15 protein-coding genes are annotated in these 17,971 nt (G+C 72.9%); 8 read left to right on the top strand and 7 right to left on the bottom strand.

Annotated elements, in window-relative coordinates; genetic code table 11:
- Window positions 1–99: 99 nt before the first annotated feature.
- Together CP984_RS23010 and CP984_RS23015 are read right to left on the bottom strand one after the other, a co-directional pair.
- Window positions 100–966, bottom strand: coding sequence for a helix-turn-helix domain-containing protein (locus tag CP984_RS23010; protein WP_003981622.1), 867 nt, complete (start codon window positions 964–966; stop codon window positions 100–102).
- A 471-nt stretch (window positions 967–1,437) separates the two neighbouring features.
- On the bottom strand, window positions 1,438–2,202 hold the full coding sequence (locus tag CP984_RS23015; protein WP_030182595.1) for a GOLPH3/VPS74 family protein: 765 nt from the start codon (window positions 2,200–2,202) through the stop codon (window positions 1,438–1,440).
- 247 nt (window positions 2,203–2,449) lie between these two features.
- Between CP984_RS23015 and CP984_RS23020 the strand changes: the two genes are divergently transcribed.
- Complete coding sequence (locus CP984_RS23020) at window positions 2,450–5,290, top strand: D-alanyl-D-alanine carboxypeptidase family protein (protein WP_003979906.1); 2,841 nt, start codon at window positions 2,450–2,452, stop codon at window positions 5,288–5,290.
- A 295-nt stretch (window positions 5,291–5,585) separates the two neighbouring features.
- Entirely contained in the window at window positions 5,586–6,905 is a 1,320-nt protein-coding gene (locus CP984_RS23025) for a glycosyltransferase family 39 protein (RefSeq protein ID WP_226048688.1), read from the top strand.
- Window positions 6,906–6,961: 56 nt separating this feature from the next.
- On the opposite strand, the gene CP984_RS23030 is transcribed toward CP984_RS23025, so the two are convergent.
- Complete coding sequence (locus CP984_RS23030; RefSeq protein WP_050508371.1) at window positions 6,962–7,726, bottom strand: ArsR/SmtB family transcription factor; 765 nt, start codon at window positions 7,724–7,726, stop codon at window positions 6,962–6,964.
- A gap of 63 nt (window positions 7,727–7,789) precedes the next feature.
- On the opposite strand from CP984_RS23030, the gene CP984_RS23035 reads away from it, so the two are divergent.
- Both CP984_RS23035 and CP984_RS23040 read left to right on the top strand, forming a co-directional pair.
- A complete protein-coding gene (locus CP984_RS23035; RefSeq protein ID WP_043979071.1) occupies window positions 7,790–8,734 on the top strand; it encodes a cytochrome P450 family protein in 945 nt (314 codons plus the stop codon).
- Window positions 8,731–9,639, top strand: a complete 909-nt coding sequence (locus tag CP984_RS23040) for an isocitrate lyase/PEP mutase family protein (RefSeq protein ID WP_003979902.1) — start codon at window positions 8,731–8,733, stop codon at window positions 9,637–9,639. The genes CP984_RS23035 and CP984_RS23040 overlap by 4 nt, the downstream gene beginning before the upstream one ends.
- Window positions 9,640–9,653: 14 nt before the next feature.
- Here CP984_RS23040 and CP984_RS23045 read toward each other — a convergent pair whose 3' ends face one another.
- Entirely contained in the window at window positions 9,654–9,965 is a 312-nt protein-coding gene (locus CP984_RS23045; protein ID WP_003979901.1) for a hypothetical protein, read from the bottom strand.
- A 336-nt stretch (window positions 9,966–10,301) separates the two neighbouring features.
- On the opposite strand from CP984_RS23045, the gene CP984_RS23050 reads away from it, so the two are divergent.
- Window positions 10,302–10,955 (top strand): hypothetical protein, encoded by a 654-nt coding sequence (locus CP984_RS23050; protein ID WP_003979900.1) that lies wholly within the window; start codon window positions 10,302–10,304, stop codon window positions 10,953–10,955.
- Complete coding sequence (locus CP984_RS23055; RefSeq protein ID WP_003979899.1) at window positions 10,952–12,325, top strand: sensor histidine kinase; 1,374 nt, start codon at window positions 10,952–10,954, stop codon at window positions 12,323–12,325. The genes CP984_RS23050 and CP984_RS23055 overlap by 4 nt, the downstream gene beginning before the upstream one ends.
- Here the strand turns inward: CP984_RS23055 and CP984_RS23060 are convergent.
- Together CP984_RS23060 and CP984_RS23065 are read right to left on the bottom strand one after the other, a co-directional pair.
- Window positions 12,294–14,414: an esterase-like activity of phytase family protein gene (locus CP984_RS23060; RefSeq protein ID WP_003979898.1), complete on the bottom strand. Its 2,121-nt coding sequence runs from the start codon at window positions 14,412–14,414 to the stop codon at window positions 12,294–12,296. The genes CP984_RS23055 and CP984_RS23060 overlap by 32 nt on opposite strands.
- Window positions 14,415–14,417: 3 nt before the next feature.
- Window positions 14,418–14,942, bottom strand: a complete 525-nt coding sequence (locus CP984_RS23065) for an effector-associated constant component EACC1 (RefSeq protein WP_003979897.1) — start codon at window positions 14,940–14,942, stop codon at window positions 14,418–14,420.
- A gap of 197 nt (window positions 14,943–15,139) precedes the next feature.
- Here CP984_RS23065 and CP984_RS23070 point away from each other — a divergent pair, with 197 nt between their 5' ends.
- Window positions 15,140–15,715 (top strand): hypothetical protein, encoded by a 576-nt coding sequence (locus tag CP984_RS23070; protein ID WP_003979896.1) that lies wholly within the window; start codon window positions 15,140–15,142, stop codon window positions 15,713–15,715.
- Here the strand turns inward: CP984_RS23070 and CP984_RS23075 are convergent.
- A complete protein-coding gene (locus CP984_RS23075; protein ID WP_030182581.1) occupies window positions 15,699–16,571 on the bottom strand; it encodes a helix-turn-helix transcriptional regulator in 873 nt (290 codons plus the stop codon). The two genes, CP984_RS23070 and CP984_RS23075, sit on opposite strands and share 17 nt — an antisense overlap.
- 152 nt (window positions 16,572–16,723) lie before the next feature.
- On the opposite strand from CP984_RS23075, the gene CP984_RS23080 reads away from it, so the two are divergent.
- On the top strand, window positions 16,724–17,542 hold the full coding sequence (locus tag CP984_RS23080) for an SDR family NAD(P)-dependent oxidoreductase (protein ID WP_032920307.1): 819 nt from the start codon (window positions 16,724–16,726) through the stop codon (window positions 17,540–17,542).
- The last annotated feature ends 429 nt before the right edge of the window (window positions 17,543–17,971 follow it).

The raw sequence follows: 17,971 nt of genomic DNA on the forward strand, positions 1-17,971 counted from the left end.
TATGGCATATTCCTTGATCTCTTCTCAAGGGCGGGGGCCCCGGTGTACGGTGCCGCGTTGCGCGCCGGAATCCCCGATTCAGCCATCCTGGCGTCTCGATCAGGCCATGCTGTCCGCGTGCTTCTTCGCCGCGGAGGCGATGAACTCCCGGCTCTGGTCCGCGCTGAGCGCCTGGGCCCGCAGATGCTCGTACATGATCGTGTACTTGTGGACGTCGTTGGTCTTTTCCAGATACAGATCGCTGGTGACGCCTTCGATGTAGACCACGCTCGAATCGGCCGCGTCGTCGAACTCCAGGATCGAGAACGTCCCCGACATACCGGCGTGCGCGCCGGCGTTGTACGGCAGCACCTGGACCGTCACATGCGGCAGGTGGCTGACCTCCACGAGATGGTCGAGCTGCTCGCGCATGATCAGGTGGCTGCCCACGACCCGGCGCAGCGCGCTCTCGTCCATGACGACCCACAGCCGCAGCGGATTGTCCGGGTGGTTGACCCGCTCCTGGCGGCGCATCCGCACTTGAATACGTTTTTCCAGCTGCTCCTGGGTGAGCTCCGGCACCGTGCCGGGAATGACGGCCTCGGCGTACCCGGGCGTCTGGAGCAGGCCCGGCACGAGCAGCGACTCGTACACCCGCAGTGAGGCCGCCTCGGTCTCCAGCCCGATGTAGACGCTGTACGGGATGTCGCCGAACGCGTGCCACCAGCCTTGCTGCCGCGAATCCTTGGCCATCTGCATCAGCGAATCCACCACGCGGTGGTCGTCGACCTCGTAGACCCCGCACAGATCCCGGACGTCCCGCTGGCTGATGCTGCGGCGGCCGTTCTCCAGACGGCTGATCTTCGACTGCGACACGAGCAGGCGCTCGGCGACCTCCTCGGCCGTCATGCCCTTCAGCTCGCGGAGCCTGCGCAGCTCCTGGCCCAGCCGGCGACGTCGGACGGTGGGATTGATGTTGGACGCCACGGGACGTGCACCTCCGGCTCCGTACTGCTGATTTCTCCTGCTCAGCAGATTGCCATCCCAGGTCGGCACAGCGCAGTGGAATGGACACACAAGGCGAGCGGACGTACGCACGTGGTGGCGGCCCTTGCATGCCCACGCGGCCCCGGCCCCCGGCACGGGCGCGGGGTGGCGCGCCGGCCGTCGTCCGGAACGGCCGGCCCGCCACCCCGCGCTTGCTGCGGCTCCCGAACGGGACGGTGGGGACAGTGGTGCTGTACTGCGGGTCATGCGGTGGTGCAGGTCAAGCGGTGATGCCGGTCGTCCGGCGGTGTCACGGTGCCCCGCGCGCCTGCCGTCAGGTGCGCCGGGTGTACGCGGTGCGGCTGATACGCCCCCGCGTGGATGGTGCGTGGTGGATACGTGGTGTGTGTGCGCTCTGTGATTTGCCCGTGTCGTACCCGGTTCTCCGTCAACGCCCGCTGACGCGGTACGTCAACGCGCGCCGACGCGGGCCATCGAACCGTGCCGTGGCTGGGCCGGCACGCCCGCCGGCTCCGCCGCGACGCGGCTCGCGGGCTGCCGGCCCGCTCCCGGCCCGGAGGCCGTCGCCACCGGCGCGCGCCTCGGCTGCGCCGCGACGCCGTTCTGCACATCCATGACGGCATGTGCGACCAGCCCGCCCATCGGGTCGTGCCGGATCAGGTCCCGGAGGCGGGAGCGCGAGGAGCGCCCCTCGTTCCCGGGATACAGATGCTTGCCGAGGCCGACCGCGTGGGCCAGCGCGGCGAGCGCCGCGGTCCGCGGGTCCGGCGGCACGCCGGTGCGGATCGCGCTGTCGAGCCGGGCCTTGATCTCCCGGCTGATGGCCGTGTCCGTCGCCTGGTAGCGAGTCGTCGGCAATACCCCGCACATCTGGCCCGCCACGGCATGCACCATGCCGCACCGCTCCAGGTGCGTGAGATACGTCTGGCGCAGCCCCAGCCGGGGCCCGCCGATCCAGTGGACGGCGCGCACCGGGCTGCCGCGGCGTCGCAGCAACTCGAGCGCGGAGTCCAGAGTCGGATCTCCGGTCGGCCGTGGCAGCACCACGGCGATACGATCCCCGTCCGGGGCTATCCGTCCGGCCAGAGCCAGCTCTACTAGCTGGGCCCCGGCCAGACCGAGGTCGAGCGACTGCGGCTGCGCTGTGGTTCCCGTTGCCGGGTCCAAAGCGAGCAGCAGAAGCTCCTCCGGAATTGTTCTGCGGCTCCTGCCCATCCATGCCTCCCCGCGTGGATGAATGACAGGGTGACCCCTCTCACATTCATCTGTCGAGAGTGCGTGGGGGGTTAGGCAGGGAACCTGTAGGTATGTCGTTCTCGTCTAGCTGCTTGGCGACGCCTCTTGTGGGGCGGGGCGCCCATCGTTTCGCGTGGCGGTGCGGACGTGCCTCGCGGACACAGGACACTTGGGAACACTGGGCCAGACAGAGCGCGACGTATCGCGACGTGTGAAGGAGACATAGGTGGCGGGCGAGTCCCCCGGCAAGCCGGAGCAGAAGCAGTCGTCGGGGGAGACGGCGGGGAGCGAACGCGACCCGCGACTCGCGGTCTTCCGAGAGGCGCCGAGGCCGGACGAGAAGGCCGGCGAGCGCGGCGAGAAGGCCGGTAAGAAGGGCGGAAAGCCCGGCGACGAGGGCGAGACGGCCGGGAAGGCCGATAAGTCCGACAAGACCGGTGGGGTCCGTAAGCCGGGTGCGGCCGGTACGACGGGCGAGGGCGCTGCTGACGGCAAGGGCTCCGCCGGCGGCAAGGGTGCTGCTGACGGGAAGGCCGACGCGGGCGGCGAGGGCCGTGACGCGCGGCTGCGAGAAGCGGTTGCGGCGTGGGTGGCGACGTCGGACGAGGACGGCGCTGAGGGCGCGTCGGGCGGCGAGAGCGCGTCGGGCGAGGCCGAAGCGAAGCCGGAAAACCGTGCGAAGGATGAGGCGGCTGAGGCGCCGGTGACGAAGGCGTCGGCTGACGCCGGTACGGCGGCGAAGCAGACCTCCGAGGGCGCGGCGAAGGGTGCGGCGGCCGACGGCGCGAAGGGCGCGGCCAAGGGCGCTTCTGGGGGCGCTTCCGAGGGCGCGGACAAGCGTGCCGCCGAGGACGCGCCTCAGGGCGCCTCTGAGAGCCCCTCCAAGGGCGGTGGCAAGGCTTCCGGGTCCGCTTCCGGCGACAAGGCCGGTGCCGGGGCTTCCGGGGCGCAGAGCGGCGCCAAGGGCACTGCCGCTCCCGCCGCCGCGACCGAGGGCGAGCCCAAGGTCGTGCAGCAGCCGAAGTCCGTCGACCAGCCGACCGCGATCTTCAAGGCGCCGAGCGCCGACGAGGCCGCGGGCAAGCCGGTCGACAACGCGACGCGTACGTTCTCGATCGCAAAGCAGAAGGATTCGGACGGCGGCCCGGCGAAGCCCGCGAAGGACGCGGACGCGGCCGGAAAGGGCGACGCGAAGGCGGACGCCAAGCCCGACGCGAAGACCGACGCCAAGGCCGCCACGAAGGCCGACCCGGCGCCCGGCAAGTCCGACGCCAAGCCGTCGGACGCCAAGCCGTCGGACGGGAAAGCGTCGGCCTCCAAGCCGGCGGCCGACCAACCGACCACGGCGATCAAGGCCGTACGCCCGTCCGGCGCCGCGGAATCGGACGGCGAGCGCACCAGCCAGTTCGTGGCGCTGAAGTCCACCGACCCGCAGCCGATCAAGCCGCCGCGCCCGGTCGTGACCGACAAGCCCGGCAAGCAGGGCAAGGCAGGCAAGCCGGGCAAGGCGGAGAAGGGCGCCGCGAAGACCGACGCCGCGAAGACCGAGGACAAGCCCACCACCAAGGCGGCCACCGGCACGGACACGAAGCCGGCCGCCGAGCCGGACGTCGCCCCGGGCACGAAGTGGGGCGCGAAGGCGGCCGGCACCGCCGGCGCCGACGCCAAGACCGCCACGCCCGAGGCGCCCGCCGGGGCGACGACCGGCACGACCGCGCCGCCCGGCGCCCTGCCCGACTCCGAGCAGACCAAGCAGCAGCCCCTCCCGCCCCTGGACCTGCTGGCCCAGCTGACCAACACCCCGCCGCCGCCCGAGACCCCGATGCGGACGGTCGCCCGCCGCTTCAAGATCTGGACCCCGGTGGTGGTCCTGCTGGCGATCATCTTCGTGGTCGTCCAGCAGGTGCGGCCGCTGCCGGATCCGGAGCTGGCGCTGGGCGAGAAGTCCTCGTACACCTTCGGGGGCAGCCCGTTCCAGATGCCGTGGCCCGGTCAGGGGCAGGCCGCCGCCAAGGTTGTGGGCGCGGGCAGCCTGGGCACGTACGGCGACGAGAAGCCGGTGCCGACGGCGAGCGTCGCCAAGATCATGACGGCGTACGTGATCCTGAAGAACCACCCTTTGGGGAAGGGTGAGGAGGGCCCGACTCTGACGATCGACGCCAAGACGGTCCAGGAGGGCAAGGCCGAAGGGGAGTCGACGATCAAGAGCCTCAAGGAGGGTCAGCAGTACAGCGAGTACAAGATGCTGCAGATGCTGATGATCCCCTCGGGCAACAACATCGCCCGCGCGCTGGCCCGCTGGGATGCCGGGACCGAGGCGAAGTTCGCCGAGAAGATGAACGCCGCGGCCAAGGACCTCGGCATGAAGAACACCACGTACACCGACCCCAGCGGTCTGAACAAGACCACCGTGAGCACCGCCGTCGACCAGCTCAAGCTGGCCGAGGAGGTCATGAAGCAGGACGCGTTCCGGAAAGTCGTCGCGATGCCCAACGCGGACAAGGGCCTTCCGGAGCGGCTCTTCAACAACAATGACCTCATCGCCAAGTACCCGGAGCTGAGCATCAAGGGCATCAAGACCGGCTCCAGCACGGCGGCCGGCGGCACGCTGGTGTGGGCGGCGTACAAGGGTGTCGGCGGCAAGGACCAGCTCATCCTCGGTGCCACGATGGGGCAGCACGTCAAGGGCCTGGACCCCAACGGAGGCAGCAGCCTGCAACTCGTCCAGCAGCGCACCAAGACGATGATCGAAGCCATCCGCAACGCCCTCACCTCCGCCACCACCGTCAAGAAGGGCCAGGTCGTCGGCTACGTGGACGACGGTGTCGGCGGCCAGACGCCCGTCGTGGCGACGAAGGACCTGGAAGCGATCGGCGTCCCCGGCCAGAAGATCGACTTCAAGATCGGCCCGGCCGCCGGCAAGCCCGTCCCGCACGAGGCGAAGGCCGGTACCGTCGTCGGCGAGCTGACCGTGGGCACCGGGTCCACCGCGGCCAAGGTGCCGGTGGCCCTGCAGAAGAACCTCGCCGAGCCGACCTTCGGCGCGAAGCTGACGCGTATCGGCTGAGCGAGCGCCGGCGGCCTGCGACACGAGCCGCCGCCCACCGGCAGGCCCCCGCCTGCCCGTGGGCGGCGGCTGTCGTACGGTCTAAGCGTGTCCGGACAGTCCGGCCCGGCCCGGTGGAGCGGAGTCCGTCATCGATGTAGCGCAGACCGCGTACGCGTCCCCCGCGCGCGCCAGAGGTGTCTGGGCGTCGTGGGGGGCCGTCGCGCTGTTTCCGGCGGCGCTGATGCTCGTTACGGGGCTGTGGGGGATCCGGCGCCAGGGGAGTATGTGGCGTGACGAGGCGGTCACGTATGACATGGCGCACCGGACCCTGGCGGAGCTGTGGCCGACGCTCCGGACCGTGGATGCGGTGCACGGCCTCTACTACGTCCTCATGCGCGGCTGGTTCCTCGTCTTCGACGGGGGTGTGGTGGCCCTGCGGCTGCCGTCCGTGGTCGCGATGGCGGCGGCGGCCGCCGGTGTCGCGCTGCTGGGCAGGCAGCTGGCGGGGCGGCGGGCGGGGCTCTTCGCGGGGCTGGTCTTCGTACTGCTGCCGATGGTGCAGCAGTACGCGCAGGAGGGCCGCTCCTATGCGATGGTCTGCGCGCTGGTGGTGTGGTCCACGTACCTGCTGGCGCGGGTCGCCGCCCGTCCGAGCAGGCGCCTGTGGGCGGGCTACGGGGCGCTGTCGCTGGCCGCCTGCCTGATGCACGAATTCGCCGTACTGGCCCTGCCCGCGCACGGCGCCGCCGTCGTCCTGTCCGGCCTGCCGCGTGCCGTCCGGCGGGCCTGGTGCGTGGTGGCGGGCGCGGTGGTCGTCGCGCTCGTCCCGATGGCGCTGTTCAGCATGGGGCAGTCGGAACAGCTCAGCTGGCTGCAATGGCCCAACCCCGTCCAGCTCGGCACGTTCATCGCCCTGGTCCTGGGCGGCCTCCTCTGCTCCCGCGCCCCGGTCGCCCGTGCGGGCGTCCAGCGGCTGCGGCTGCGGCCGGTCGCGCTGCCGCTGCTGGTGCTGCCCACGGCGCTGCTGGTGCTGCTCTCCCAGCTCAAGCCGATGTACGTGGACCGTTACGTCCTGTATTACGTGGCCGGCTTCGCCCTCCTGGCGGGCGCCGCGCTCGACTGGGTGCTGCGGCCGGCCGGCCGGCGCGGCCAGACCCGGCGCCGGCTGGTGTACCGGTCGGTGGCGCTGGCCGTGGTGCCGGCGCTGCTCGTCCCCGTCAACGTCTTCCTGCGCAGCCCGCAGAGCCGTACGGACGACGCGATCGCGGTGACCCGCGCGGTCGAGGAGCTGTCATCACCGGGCGACGGGCTGCTGTTCCTGCCCTCCCGGCGGCGGGTGTGGGCGGCGGCCGACCCGCACGAGTTCCACCGCCTGCGGGACCTGGCCCTCGACCGCAGCCCGGTCGCCTCGCACACCCTGTACGGCACGGAGCTGACCGGCGACCGCATACAGGAGCACATGATGCAGACGCGCCGCATCGTCGCGGTCGGCGACGCGAAGGGCCAGCCGCTCGACGACACGGACCAGGAGATCGCCAAGCGGACGGTATTGCGCGCCGCGTTCCAGGTCTGCGCGACGCGGGAGCTCACGGGGGCACAGGTGACGTTGTATGCGCGGCCGGGGTATTGCTGAGGGCAGGGGCCGCTGACAGTGGGGACCGCTGACAGTGGGGACCGCTGAGGGGCGCCTCACAGAAGCGCCGCCGCCTCCGCGTCCAGCCCCAGCAGGTCGCGCAGCGCCTCCGCGCCCGCGGGCGTCAGCCGTACGGCACGGCCGCTGCCCACGCGCCGTACCCACGCCCGTTCTAGCAGCTCCGCACACAGGCGGGCGCCCGCCACGCCCGCCAGATGCTGCCGCCGCTCGGTCCAGTCCAGGCAGCCGCGGGCCGTCGGGCGGCGGCCCGCGCGCAGGGCGGCGGCGTCGGTGCCCAGGGCTTCGGCGAACCACGTACGGCCCGTGCCGGTGAGCGCGAAGCCGCCGTCCTGGTCGAGCAGGCCGCGTTCGGTCATCGCGTCGGTGAGGGCCACGCCCAGGCGCCCGGCCAGGTGGTCGTAACACGTACGCCCGCGGGCCAGCGCGGCCGAGGCGTTGACGGCGCGCAGCCCGCGCGGCGGGGCGGCGGGCGGGTCCAGGTGCGCGGTGAGGACTTCGAGCAGTTCGGCGACGCGGGGACTCGCCAGCTGCACATACCGGTGGCGGCCCTGGCGCCGCTCCACCAGCAGCCCGCCCTCGGTCAGCCGCGTCAGGTGCTCGCTCGCGCTGGACGGCGCCACCCGCGCGTACGCGGCCAGCTCGCCCGCCGTCCAGGCCCGCCCGTCCAGCAGGGCCAGGCAGAAGGCGGCCCGGGTACGGTCCGCGAGCAGGCCCGCGAGGCGCGCCAGTCCGGCGCTGTGGGCCGCGCCCGCGTCCAATGGCGCTGGTGACCGTTCCTGCGCCCGTGGCTGTGTGGTCATGGGTTCATTGTGCGCGGTCACGTTTCGGCGGGGCCCGAAACGATCCGGCCCTACGGTCCAGCCATGCGGACCTCGGATGACACACGAGCAGAGGTGGGCCCGGGCGCGCTCACCGACCCGGACTGGGTGGTGCCGCCGGTGCCCCAGGACGTACCGGAGGGCGGGATGGCCTGGCTGCGGGCGCGGGTCGCCCGCTTCAGCAGCGGGGAGGCGCACGTACGGCGCCGGGCGCTGGCGGTCGGCCCGCTCGGCGGGGGAGACGCGGCCGACGCGCTGCGCGACACCGCCCGCGTACGGACGCAAGCGCTGCTGGACGGGGCGGGGGTGGGGCCGGGATCGGGGCCGGGGACGGTGGACGTGATGGCGCTGGTGGCGCGCGTCGTGCCCGTCGAAGTGCTTGCCGATTTCGTCGGGCTGCCGGTCACGGCGGAGACGGCCGGGCTGGTCGGGCACGTCGCCCGCGCGTACCACGCACACGGCGAGACCGTCCCGGCCGCCGACCGCGCCCTCGCCCGGCTCGTAACGGTGTGCGGCGGTACGTGGGACGAGGCCACGGCGGCCCGCATCGGGCTGCTGGTGCAGGCGTACGACGCGACGGCGGGGCTGATCGGCAACGCGGCGCATCGGATGCTGTCCTGCGATACAGGCGATACGGGGAGTGCGAGCGGTACGGGGGATACGCCGGAGGGCTCCGCCGAGTCTGCCGCCGATGTCGTCACCGCCTCGCTCGACCGGACGCTGAGCGCCGACCCACCCGTACGGGGCACCCTCCGCGCCCCTGCGAACGGCGGTGATCCAGTACGGATCGCCCTGCTCACGGACGACGGATCGCTCGCCTTCGGTGCCGGCCCGCACGCCTGCCCCGGGCGCGCCCACGCCCGGGCGCTCGCGGCCGGAGTGCTGGACGCGCTGCTCGGGCGCGGCTGCCGCCTCGTCCGGCCGGACCTCGCGTACGAGCCGTCCCCGAACCTGCGGGTGCCGGTGCGGCTGGAGGTGACGTGCACATGAGCACGGAGACGAGCAAGCCGACGAGCGCGCAGACGGGCAAGTCGGCGGGCACGGAGACCGGCGCACCCGTGAGCGTCGACCGTACGGCCCTCACCCGTACCTTCCACGCCCTCCACCACCGCGACGCCCCGCTCCTGCTCCCCAACGCCTGGGACGCCGCCTCGGCCGCCGCCCTCGCCGCCGCGGGCTTCGCCGCGATCGGCACCACGAGCCTGGGCGTCGCCGCCGCCCTCGGCGAACCCGACGGGCAGGGTTCGGCCCTCGTACGGGATGCCACGCTCGCCCTCGCGCGACGGCTGGGCAGCCGTCTGACCTGCCCGTACACGGTGGACATCGAGGGCGGTTTCGGCGGTGGGCCGGAGGAAGTGGGGGAGCTGGCGCGCGAGTTGGCCGAAGCGGGCGCTTCCGGCGTCAATCTGGAGGACGGGCTGCCGGGGCGCGCGGGAGACGGCCCGCTGGTCCCGGCCGGGCAGCAGGCCGAGTTGATCCGCGCCGTCAAGGCGAGCGCGCCGGGGCTCTATGTCAACGCCCGTATCGATACGCACTGGCTCGTGGCGGACCCCGCCGCGCGGCCGCTGGACGAGACGCTGCGCCGCGCCGAAACGTATCTGGCGGCCGGGGCGGACGGAATCTTCGTACCGGGGATCGTCGACGAGCGGGCCATCGCCACGCTCGTCGCGGCGGTCCCGGCACCGCTGAACATCCTGTACGCGCCGGGCCGCCTCCGCCTCGCCCACTTGGCGGACCTGGGCGTACGGCGCGTCAGCACCGGTTCGCTGCTGTTCCGTTCGGCGCTGCACGCGGCGGTCGGGCTGGCCGGGTCCGTACGGGCGGACAAGCCGGGCCAGGACGTTGCCGGGGTGCCGGGTTACGGGGAGGTGCAGCGGCTGGCGGTACCGGAATGAACGGTCGGGCGGGCTCAGCCCTGCTGGGTCTGCCGACGCCGGAGCACCGTGATGCCCACGCCCGCCGCGCCCAGCGCGCCGGCCGCGCCCACGAGCCCGCCCGTCGGGAGCTGGCCGATCCGCTCGGCGATGCCGACGATGCCGTCCTCCGGCAGTACGGCGGACTTGCGGCCCATCGCGTGCGAAACGGTGGTGCCGGAGGCGTGCGAGGCGCCGGCGTCGGAGGCGTCGGCAGCGAACGCGCCGCTCGCCGGGAGGACCAGAACGGCTGCGACACCGGTCGCGACGGCGGCGGTACGGATCACGGAGTGGCGCTTGGCCCGCATGGGAACTACTCCTCGTCGTGGCGGTTTCCGGCCGCCCTGGGTCTGCTGGGTTCGTCGTGCGTGGATCTGCTGCTGCGTCGTGCTGCGTCGTGCCTGCGTCGTGCTGGCGGAGATCAATCTACGAGGCGTGTTTCACGGCGATCCGTAGGTTGTGTAACAGCCTGGACCCGCTCTGCGGGCAGTGATGTCACGGGCATGGGCGTGACCGGCCGTCCTCGCGCCCCCACTATGGGTAACTTTGTCTCGTTACGTGCAAATGTGTCCGTGCCGAGGAAGCGTGTCCGTACCGGGGAACACCCGTGCGAGATCCCGTAACGGGAAAGGTGGTGGTGGGCCGTGCGGCGCCGGATGCTCTCGGTGGTGGTGCCGCTCGTGGCGCCGCTGCCGCTCGCCCTGACGGCGGGCTGCGCGAACTTCACGGGCCTGCACGACGACGGCCGCGCGCGGAACGTGAAGGCGCCGCACGCCCTGTGGGCGGACCGGTCACCCTCGCCGCGCGTCCGGGAGGCGGACCCCGGCGACCAGCGCGCCGTGCCGGGCGTCGCCCGGGTCCCCTCCGGCGACATGAAGGACACCGACCCGGCGGCGGTCGTTCGCGCGGACCACGTGGCCGACGGGGGACGGCCGCCCGCCGCGAACGCCGTACGCAGCCCGGCCTACCACGATCTCACCGACGACGGGCGGCCCGACCTGATCAGCGCCGTCGACCTGGACGGGCGCACCAGCGAACTGCGCGTCTACAGCGTCCGGAACGCGGTGGTGACCCGCGTCCTCGCCCTGCGCGCCGTGCTCGCGGGCGTCGAACTGGCCGCCGGGCACCTCTCCGTACGCGAGCCCACCAAGGACCCGCGCTACGTCAGTGTCACCGACTACGTCTGGGACGGCAGCCGGATGGGCCTGTGGGACCTCACCCTGGACGACTACCGGACCCCGCAGAACCCTTCGCCGACCTCCAGCACACCCCCGCCCTCCCCCGGAGACCGGCTGTGACCCGCCCGGCCCTCTCCCTCCGCTGGAAGATCGCGCTGACCGTCACGGCGGTGTGCTGCGCCGTGGCCGCCGTCCTGGGCGTGCTCGTCCACAACGCCGTCGCCCGCCAGACCGTCGGCCAGGTGCACAAGGAGACGCTGGCCGACCTCGACGAGGCGCTGGAGCTGTACGAGTACGGCACGTCCCGCGAGGGGCTGAACTCCGTGCTCGACCCCGCCGAACTGCCGCCGGAGCTCCGCACGTCGGTGCACCACGACCGGCGCGGCAGCATGGTCGGCACGTATCAGGGGAAGCGCGTCATGTGGGCGGCGGCGCCGGCCGGCGGCCAGGTCATGGCGGTCTGGTCCCCGTACGAGAACACCCGCCGCTCCCTGGAGAACCTGGATACGGCGATCTTCGGCTCGGCCGTACTCGCCGCCACCGCCGTCGCCCTCGCCGGGCTGTTCCTCGCCCACCGCATCAGCCGGCGGCTGGGCACCACGGCCGCCGTCGCCCGCCGTATCACGGCCGGGGACCTGGACGCGCGGGTCGGCGACGAGGACCGGGGGCGGCGCCGGCCCGCGCCGCAGGACGAGGTGGCGGCGGTGGCCGCGGCGCTGGACTCGGTGGCCGGTTCGCTCCAGGGCCGCCTCCAGGCCGAGCAGCGCTTCACCGCCGATGTCGCCCACGAACTGCGCACCCCGCTGACCGGCATCCTCGCCTCGGCCGAGCTGCTGCCCGAGGGCCGCCCCAAGGAGATGATCAACGACCGGCTGCGGGCGCTGCGCCGGCTCACCGAGGACCTGCTGGAGATCTCCCGGATCGACTCCGGCGCCGAACGCGCCGAGCCGGCCTCGTACGAGCTGGGCGCGCTGGTCCGCAGTTCGGTGCGGGGCATGGGGCTCGACACCCAGGTACGGGTCGTGCGCGAAGCGGTCGTACGGACGGACCGCCGTCGGCTGGACCGCATCCTGTGCAACCTCGTCCTCAACGCGCACCGGCACGGGGAGCCGCCGGTGGTGGTGACGGTGGACGTACCGGGCGGGGCGTCTGCCGCGGCGGCCGAGGGCGAGAGGGCCGGGCACGAGGCGGCGTACGGTGACGGGCCCGCCGCGGTCCCCGTCGTGGAAGTACGCGACCACGGCCCCGGCTTCCCGGACGCGCTGCTGCACCGCGGCCCGCAGCGCTTCCGCACCGACGCGCCCGGCCGCGGCAAGGGCCACGGCCTCGGCCTGACCATCGCGGTCGGGCAAGCGGCCGTCCTGGGCATCGAACTGAGCTTCACCAACGCGCCGGACGGCGGCGCGCGGGCCGTGCTCCGCCTTACGCCGCCGCCGGAAGAGCCGCCCGCCGCGTCGCCTACTCGGCCGCCGGCCGACCCACCCGGATAGCGAGGGCGTACACCCGGGTGATCTGGTGCGGGCTGTTGTTGTTGTCCGAGACGAGGAACAGCGGCAGCCGCCCCTTGTACGGGCCCGAGGCCAGCGGCGCGGTGCCGAGCGCCATTCCTTCCGCGTTCTCCAGCAGCGGGTTCAGCTGCGGCTGCGCGGCGGCCGAACCACCCCTCGGGCACGTCACGAGATCGACGGGCTCCCACTTCTTCGCGAACGCGTCGACCGGCTCGGACTGCAGCGACTCGACCTTGGACACGTCCTTCGCACGGCTCAGATCGGCGCCGAAGATCCGTACCGCGTTCCCCTGGCCCTCGGCGTGGTTGGTCTCCAGGACCAGCAGCCGGTCGCCGCCCAGCGCCACCAGCTCCGACATGCGCAGCCCGGCCGCCGACTGGTAGGCGTACTGCTTGTCCGCTACGTACGTGCCGCCGGGCGTTCCCTTGAAGCGCTGGATGCGCAGCAGGCTGCGGCCGCGCGCCTTGCCGTCGCGGAAGAGCGGTGCCTCCAGGCCCGCGTACAGATACCGCCCGTCCGGGGACGCGCCCAGCGCTTCCAGGTTCTCCGGCCCCGCCCACCTGACGAGGTTGTGCGGCAGCTCGATACGGCCCAGCTCCGCGCCGTCCGACACCCGGAACCTGCGGATGGACGGACCCGCCTCCGAGGCGACCAGTACGGTGCGCCCGCCCTGCTCCAGGACCAGGCCCTCGCCGTCGAAACGGCCGCCGCCGGTGGGGTGGAGGGTGCGCATGTCGATGGCGCGGGCGGCGGGCGGGGAGGCGCCGGTGGTGCCGAGGTCCAGTTCGAAGATCCGGCCGGGCGAGTTGTCGGCCAGCGCCCAGGCGCGGGACGGGCCGGCCATCGCCAGGGCGGACAGCCCGTCGACCGGTACGGCGGCCTCGTACTCGACACCGTCGAGGGCGTCGCTGTGGCCGATCAGCGCCACATCGTCGGAACAGTCGCCGGAGGACGGCACCTCGTCCCGGGACTGCCACCACACGAAGGACGGTACGGCGACGGCCGCCACACACAGGGAGGCGATCAGGCCCCGGCGGCGGGTCCTGCGCTTCCTCGCCTCCTGCTCTTCCTCCTCCCGCTGCCGCTCGCGCTGCCGCTCCAGTTCCCGGTCCGTCGCGCCGTCCCCCGGGCCGCCCGCCCCTGCGGCCTGACCGCCCTGCGGTACCTGGGGCACGGGCCGCGCCGCCCGGTTCCGTACGAACGGCAGCTTCTCGATGCTGTTCTGGCTCTGCTGCTGGGGCAGCGGCCGGTTCTTCGCCCGCAGCGCGCGGCGGACTTCGCGGTAGATGGCTTCCAGGGTGAGGTGGGTGTCCGGCCCGTTCGCGTCCGGTGGCTCACCAGGCTCCGAGGACGCGGCCTCCGGAACTCGGCCGGCTGCCTGCGCCCCCGGAATGCCCTCGCGCAGCACCCGCAGAAATTCCCCCGTGAACGCCGTGTACTCCTCGCCCTCAGGAGCCAGCGCCTCTACATTCCACGGCGTCGAGGTGAGGAGGTACGAGACGCCCTCCATGCTGTCCATGCCCTCGAACAGGGCCTCGCCGAGCCGGCTGGACGCCAGCTGCGTGGCCGCCGCGGTGGACATGGCGCCGCCGGCCATCGTCCCGGCGGACATCCCCTTGATCACGCTGCCGCTGTAGCAGCAGTCGAGGATGACGATGCGGAGCCTGGGCGGCGTACGGGTGCCGAGCACACTGCGCAGCCAGGCGTACGGGATGCCGCTGTGCAGCTTCCCGGCCTCCGTACCGGGCAGCGTGAGATACAGCCCCTCCTGTTTGGAGTCGAGGAAGCCGTGCCCGGCGTAGTACACGATCAGCGTGTCCTTCGCGGTGTGCACCGCCTGCTCGACCGGCCGCAACGCGGCGGTGATCGTCCGCGGGTTGAGCACCACCCGGCAGTTCCGCTTCGGCATGCCCCCGATGGTCCGGTCGGTCAGCGCGGCCCGGAGCGCCTTGAGGTTGTTCCGCACGGCGGGCAGCTGCGGCAGGGTGGTGTACGAATCGACGCCGATGATCACGCAGGCCGATTCCGCGGGGTTGAACACCGGGTCGGGATAGCCTCCGTTGTCTGTCATCGGTCAGGTCCTGGGGCGGGGGGCCGGGTTTGGGGCCTGGTTCGGTGTCGGGGCCGGAGCCGGTGCCGGGTTCGGGCTCCGGTTCCCGTCTGGCGACTGGTGCGGCTCCGGCTCGTCCGGCTCGCCCGGCGCCTCTGATTCCTCCGGTCCCTCCGACCCCTCCGGTCCCGTCGGTTCCTCCAGCCGCTCCAGCTCCGCCAGCGCCCGCAGGATGCTCCGTGCGCCGTCCGTGTCCGCCGTGGCGAAACTGACCCGTACGCCATTGCGTTCGACCGTCATCCTGGGGCGTGCCGCATACGCCCTGCGCCAGCCGTCGATGGCGAGGGCGAGGCTGCTCAGCTGGAAGGCGCTGTCCACGATCAGCTGCACCGCCTCGAACCCCAGCCCCATCTTCCCGGGCTGCGTCTCGCGCGCCCGCAGCGAGACCCGCGCGCTGCGGCCGACCGCGGGATCGTCCGCCAGCCAGTCGCACAGCGACCGCAGTTCGCGGTCGCTCCCGGCATCGTCCAGCCTGACCTGAATGCTCATTCGTCCCCCACGTTGCTGTCCGGCCTCGTGCCAACTCTCGCCCCATACCCCGCCGCCCCGCCGGGATTCACGGAATGGTGGGCGTGCTCCGCGAGCTGATGCATCCGAACGGGTGGGAGATGCCGAGGAGTTGACGCGGGAGGGCGCGTCGCCGGAACCGGGGGTCTCCGGCGGCCCCGTCTGGCAGGATCACCTCCATGTCGAACGTTTCATCGAATACGTACACCTACACCCGTGTCGGGGCGATCCTGCACGAGATCGGCATGGTGACCGAGGAGAAGATGCGCAGCGTCCTCGAAGAGGCCGCCACCTACGCGGACGAGGAGATCGACCACTACGAGGCGGCGGGCTCCCTCGAAGAGTTCGGGGTGGCGGTCTGCGTCCACGCCGACGACATCGACTCGATCCACGACGACTACGCGGACCTGATGGAAGCCGCCGCCAAGGCCGCCGGCGGCCGGGTCGCCATCACCAACGTGCGGCTCGACGAAGGCGAGGACGACCTCGACATCGGCCGGATGGACACCCTGACGTTCGAACGGAACGGCACGCCCATGTCCATCGACGCCGAGCACTTCGCGGAGGACTACTACGACCACGCCGCGGCCTGCGAGGCCATCGCCGTGACCGCCCACGAGGACGACCCCCGCTCCTGGCGCGAAGTCGACTTCGAGCGGGAACCGCACCGCGGTTACGACAGCATCATGGTCCTGGCCACGCCGGAGCAGGCGCGGGCGCTGGAGGAGCGCCTGGGGTTCAGGTTCCCGGAGTAGCCGGTACGTCCATGCGCTGCGTCCCGATGACCGACAGCAGCCGCAGCGCCTCTTCCGACGGTGAACCGGGCGCGGCGGTGTAGATGGCGACCTGCTGGTCCCGGTCCGCGATGTCCAGGACGTCGCAGCTGACGGTGACGGGGCCGACGAGCGGATGGTCGAACGTCTTGCACAGGGCGGGCCGGGCGGCCACGTCATGGGCGGCCCAGAGCCGGGCGAACTCCTCGCTCCCGGCACGGAGTTCATCGACCAGGCCGGTCACCTCCGGTGAGTTGGGGTAGCGGGCCGCGGCGGCACGCAGGTGCCGGGCCGCCGACCGGGCGAACTCGTCCGCGTCCGAGACGCCGTACAGCCGCCGGCCGCCCTCGTTCGGGGTGAGGAAGGCGCGCCGGAGGAGGTTGCGGTCCCGGCGCGGCAGCGCGGAGAAGTCCTCCATCAGGGCGGCGGCCAGGTCGTTCCAGGCGATGACCTCGTACGTCGCGGACAACACGATGGCCGCGGCCTCCGGCAACCGCTTCAGCAGGTCGACGATGCTCTGCCGCACCTCGCGCGAAGGGCCGGGCGGGGGACCGGGCGGGGTGCCCGCGAGGTGGTGGAGGTGATCGCGCTCGGCGTCCGAGAGGCGCAGCGCGCGGGCGAGCTGGGCCAGCACCTCGCGGGAGGGGTGCGGAGCGCGGGCCTGCTCCAGCCGCGCGTAGTACTCGGTCGAGATGTACGCCAGCCGCGCCACCTCCTCGCGACGCAGCCCCGGCGTGCGGCGGCGCGTCCCGGCGGGCAGCCCCACCTCGGCGGGCGTGAGGCGCTCGCGCCTGCTCCGCAGGAAGCCGCCCAGCTCTTGTCGTACTCGTCGATCCACCCGACCAGTGTGCGCGGGGGCGCGCCACCCATCCAGGTACTGGTGGTGCCTGGATGGCTGCTCAGCCAGGTACTGCCTGTTCCTGGATGAGCGGGACGGCGTTGCGCAGGCTCGTCGGCATGAACGAGACACCGACCGTCCCCGGTACCCCCATGCCCGCCACCTCCACGCCCGCTGCCCCTCTGCCCGCCACCGCCACGTCCACCGCGGCCGTGGGCCTGCTCGCCGACAAGGTCGCCTTCATCACGGGTGCCGGGCGGGGCATCGGCGCCGCCTCGGCGCGGCTGTTCGCCCGGGAGGGCGCCCGGGTGCTCCTCGCGGCCCGCACCGAGCACCAGCTCAAGGCGGTGACGGAGGAGATCCGGGCGGCCGGCGGCACCGCGGACTACGTGGTGTGCGACCTGGCCGACCCCACGAGCGTCCGGACCGCCGTCGAACGGTGCGTGCAGCTGTACCGCCGGCTCGACGTCGCCTTCAACAACGGCGCCACGGGCCAGCCGCCCGGCCCGATGGACCAGCTGTCGGAGGCCGACTTCGACCACGTCTGTGCCGTCAACCTCAAGGGCCCGTGGCTCGCCATGACCGCCGAGATCGCCGCCATTCGCGCCACCGCGCGGCGCGGGGCCATCGTCAACACCTCCAGCGTCGGCAGCCTGATGGGCAACCCTCAGCTGCCCGCGTACGGCGCCGCGAAGCGGGCGCTCAACAGCCTCACCGAGTCGGCGGCCGTCACGTACGGCCCGGAGGGCATCCGCGTCAACGCCATCGCGCCCGGCACCACGCTCACCGAGATGCTGCGCGAGTGGGACGAGAAGGCCCCCGGCACCATCGACCACCTCAACGCGCAGACCCCGCTGGGCCGCCCCGCCGCCCCGGAAGAAATAGCCGAGGCCGCCGCCTGGCTCCTCAGCGACCGCTCGTCCTATGTCACCGGGACGGTCCTCCGGGTGGATGGGGGGATGTGGGTCTGAGGGGGAGGGGTGGGGATGCGGTGGGGGCGGTTCCGGGCGGTCCCGGGCGGTCCCGGGCCGCTTCGGACCGGATGGGTGATACGGACGGCACGGGGCCGGCCCGGTTCGCGCGGGGTTGCTCCGGCCTGAGGGTGGGCGGGGTGGTGTGGGCCGGGGCGGGCTGGGGCTGTGGTCCAGGGCGGGCCGGGGCTGTGGTCCGGGGTGTGCGGGGGCGGTGTGGTCCGGGGTGTGCGGGAGGCGGTGTGGCCCGGCGTGTGCGTGGGTGTCGCGCACGGCACGGGGCCGCCCGGTCCGCGCGGGCTCGTCCCGGCCGGGGGCGTACGGGCCGCCTCGGACCGTATGGGGCCGCCCGTATGGGGCCGCCCTGGCCCGAGGGCCTGCGGGCCGCCTCGGACCGTACGGTTCCGCCCGGGCCCGGGGGCTTACGGG

This window comes from Streptomyces rimosus, from assembly GCF_008704655.1.
GTDB classification, from domain to species: domain Bacteria; phylum Actinomycetota; class Actinomycetes; order Streptomycetales; family Streptomycetaceae; genus Streptomyces; species Streptomyces rimosus.

Excerpts from the sequence above, each read along its gene's own strand:
- CP984_RS23060 (WP_003979898.1), bottom strand. The coding sequence starts at position 14,414 with ATGACAGACAACGGAGGCTATCCCGACCCGGTGTTCAACCCCGCGGAA.
- CP984_RS23080 (WP_032920307.1), top strand. The coding sequence starts at position 16,724 with ATGCCCGCCACCTCCACGCCCGCTGCCCCTCTGCCCGCCACCGCCACG.
- CP984_RS23015 (WP_030182595.1), bottom strand. The coding sequence starts at position 2,202 with ATGGGCAGGAGCCGCAGAACAATTCCGGAGGAGCTTCTGCTGCTCGCT.
- CP984_RS23040 (WP_003979902.1), top strand. The coding sequence starts at position 8,731 with ATGAGCACGGAGACGAGCAAGCCGACGAGCGCGCAGACGGGCAAGTCG.
- CP984_RS23045 (WP_003979901.1), bottom strand. The coding sequence starts at position 9,965 with ATGCGGGCCAAGCGCCACTCCGTGATCCGTACCGCCGCCGTCGCGACC.
- CP984_RS23030 (WP_050508371.1), bottom strand. The coding sequence starts at position 7,726 with ATGACCACACAGCCACGGGCGCAGGAACGGTCACCAGCGCCATTGGAC.
- CP984_RS23025 (WP_226048688.1), top strand. The coding sequence starts at position 5,586 with ATGGCGCACCGGACCCTGGCGGAGCTGTGGCCGACGCTCCGGACCGTG.
- CP984_RS23065 (WP_003979897.1), bottom strand. The coding sequence starts at position 14,942 with ATGAGCATTCAGGTCAGGCTGGACGATGCCGGGAGCGACCGCGAACTG.
- CP984_RS23070 (WP_003979896.1), top strand. The coding sequence starts at position 15,140 with ATGTCGAACGTTTCATCGAATACGTACACCTACACCCGTGTCGGGGCG.
- CP984_RS23035 (WP_043979071.1), top strand. The coding sequence starts at position 7,790 with ATGCGGACCTCGGATGACACACGAGCAGAGGTGGGCCCGGGCGCGCTC.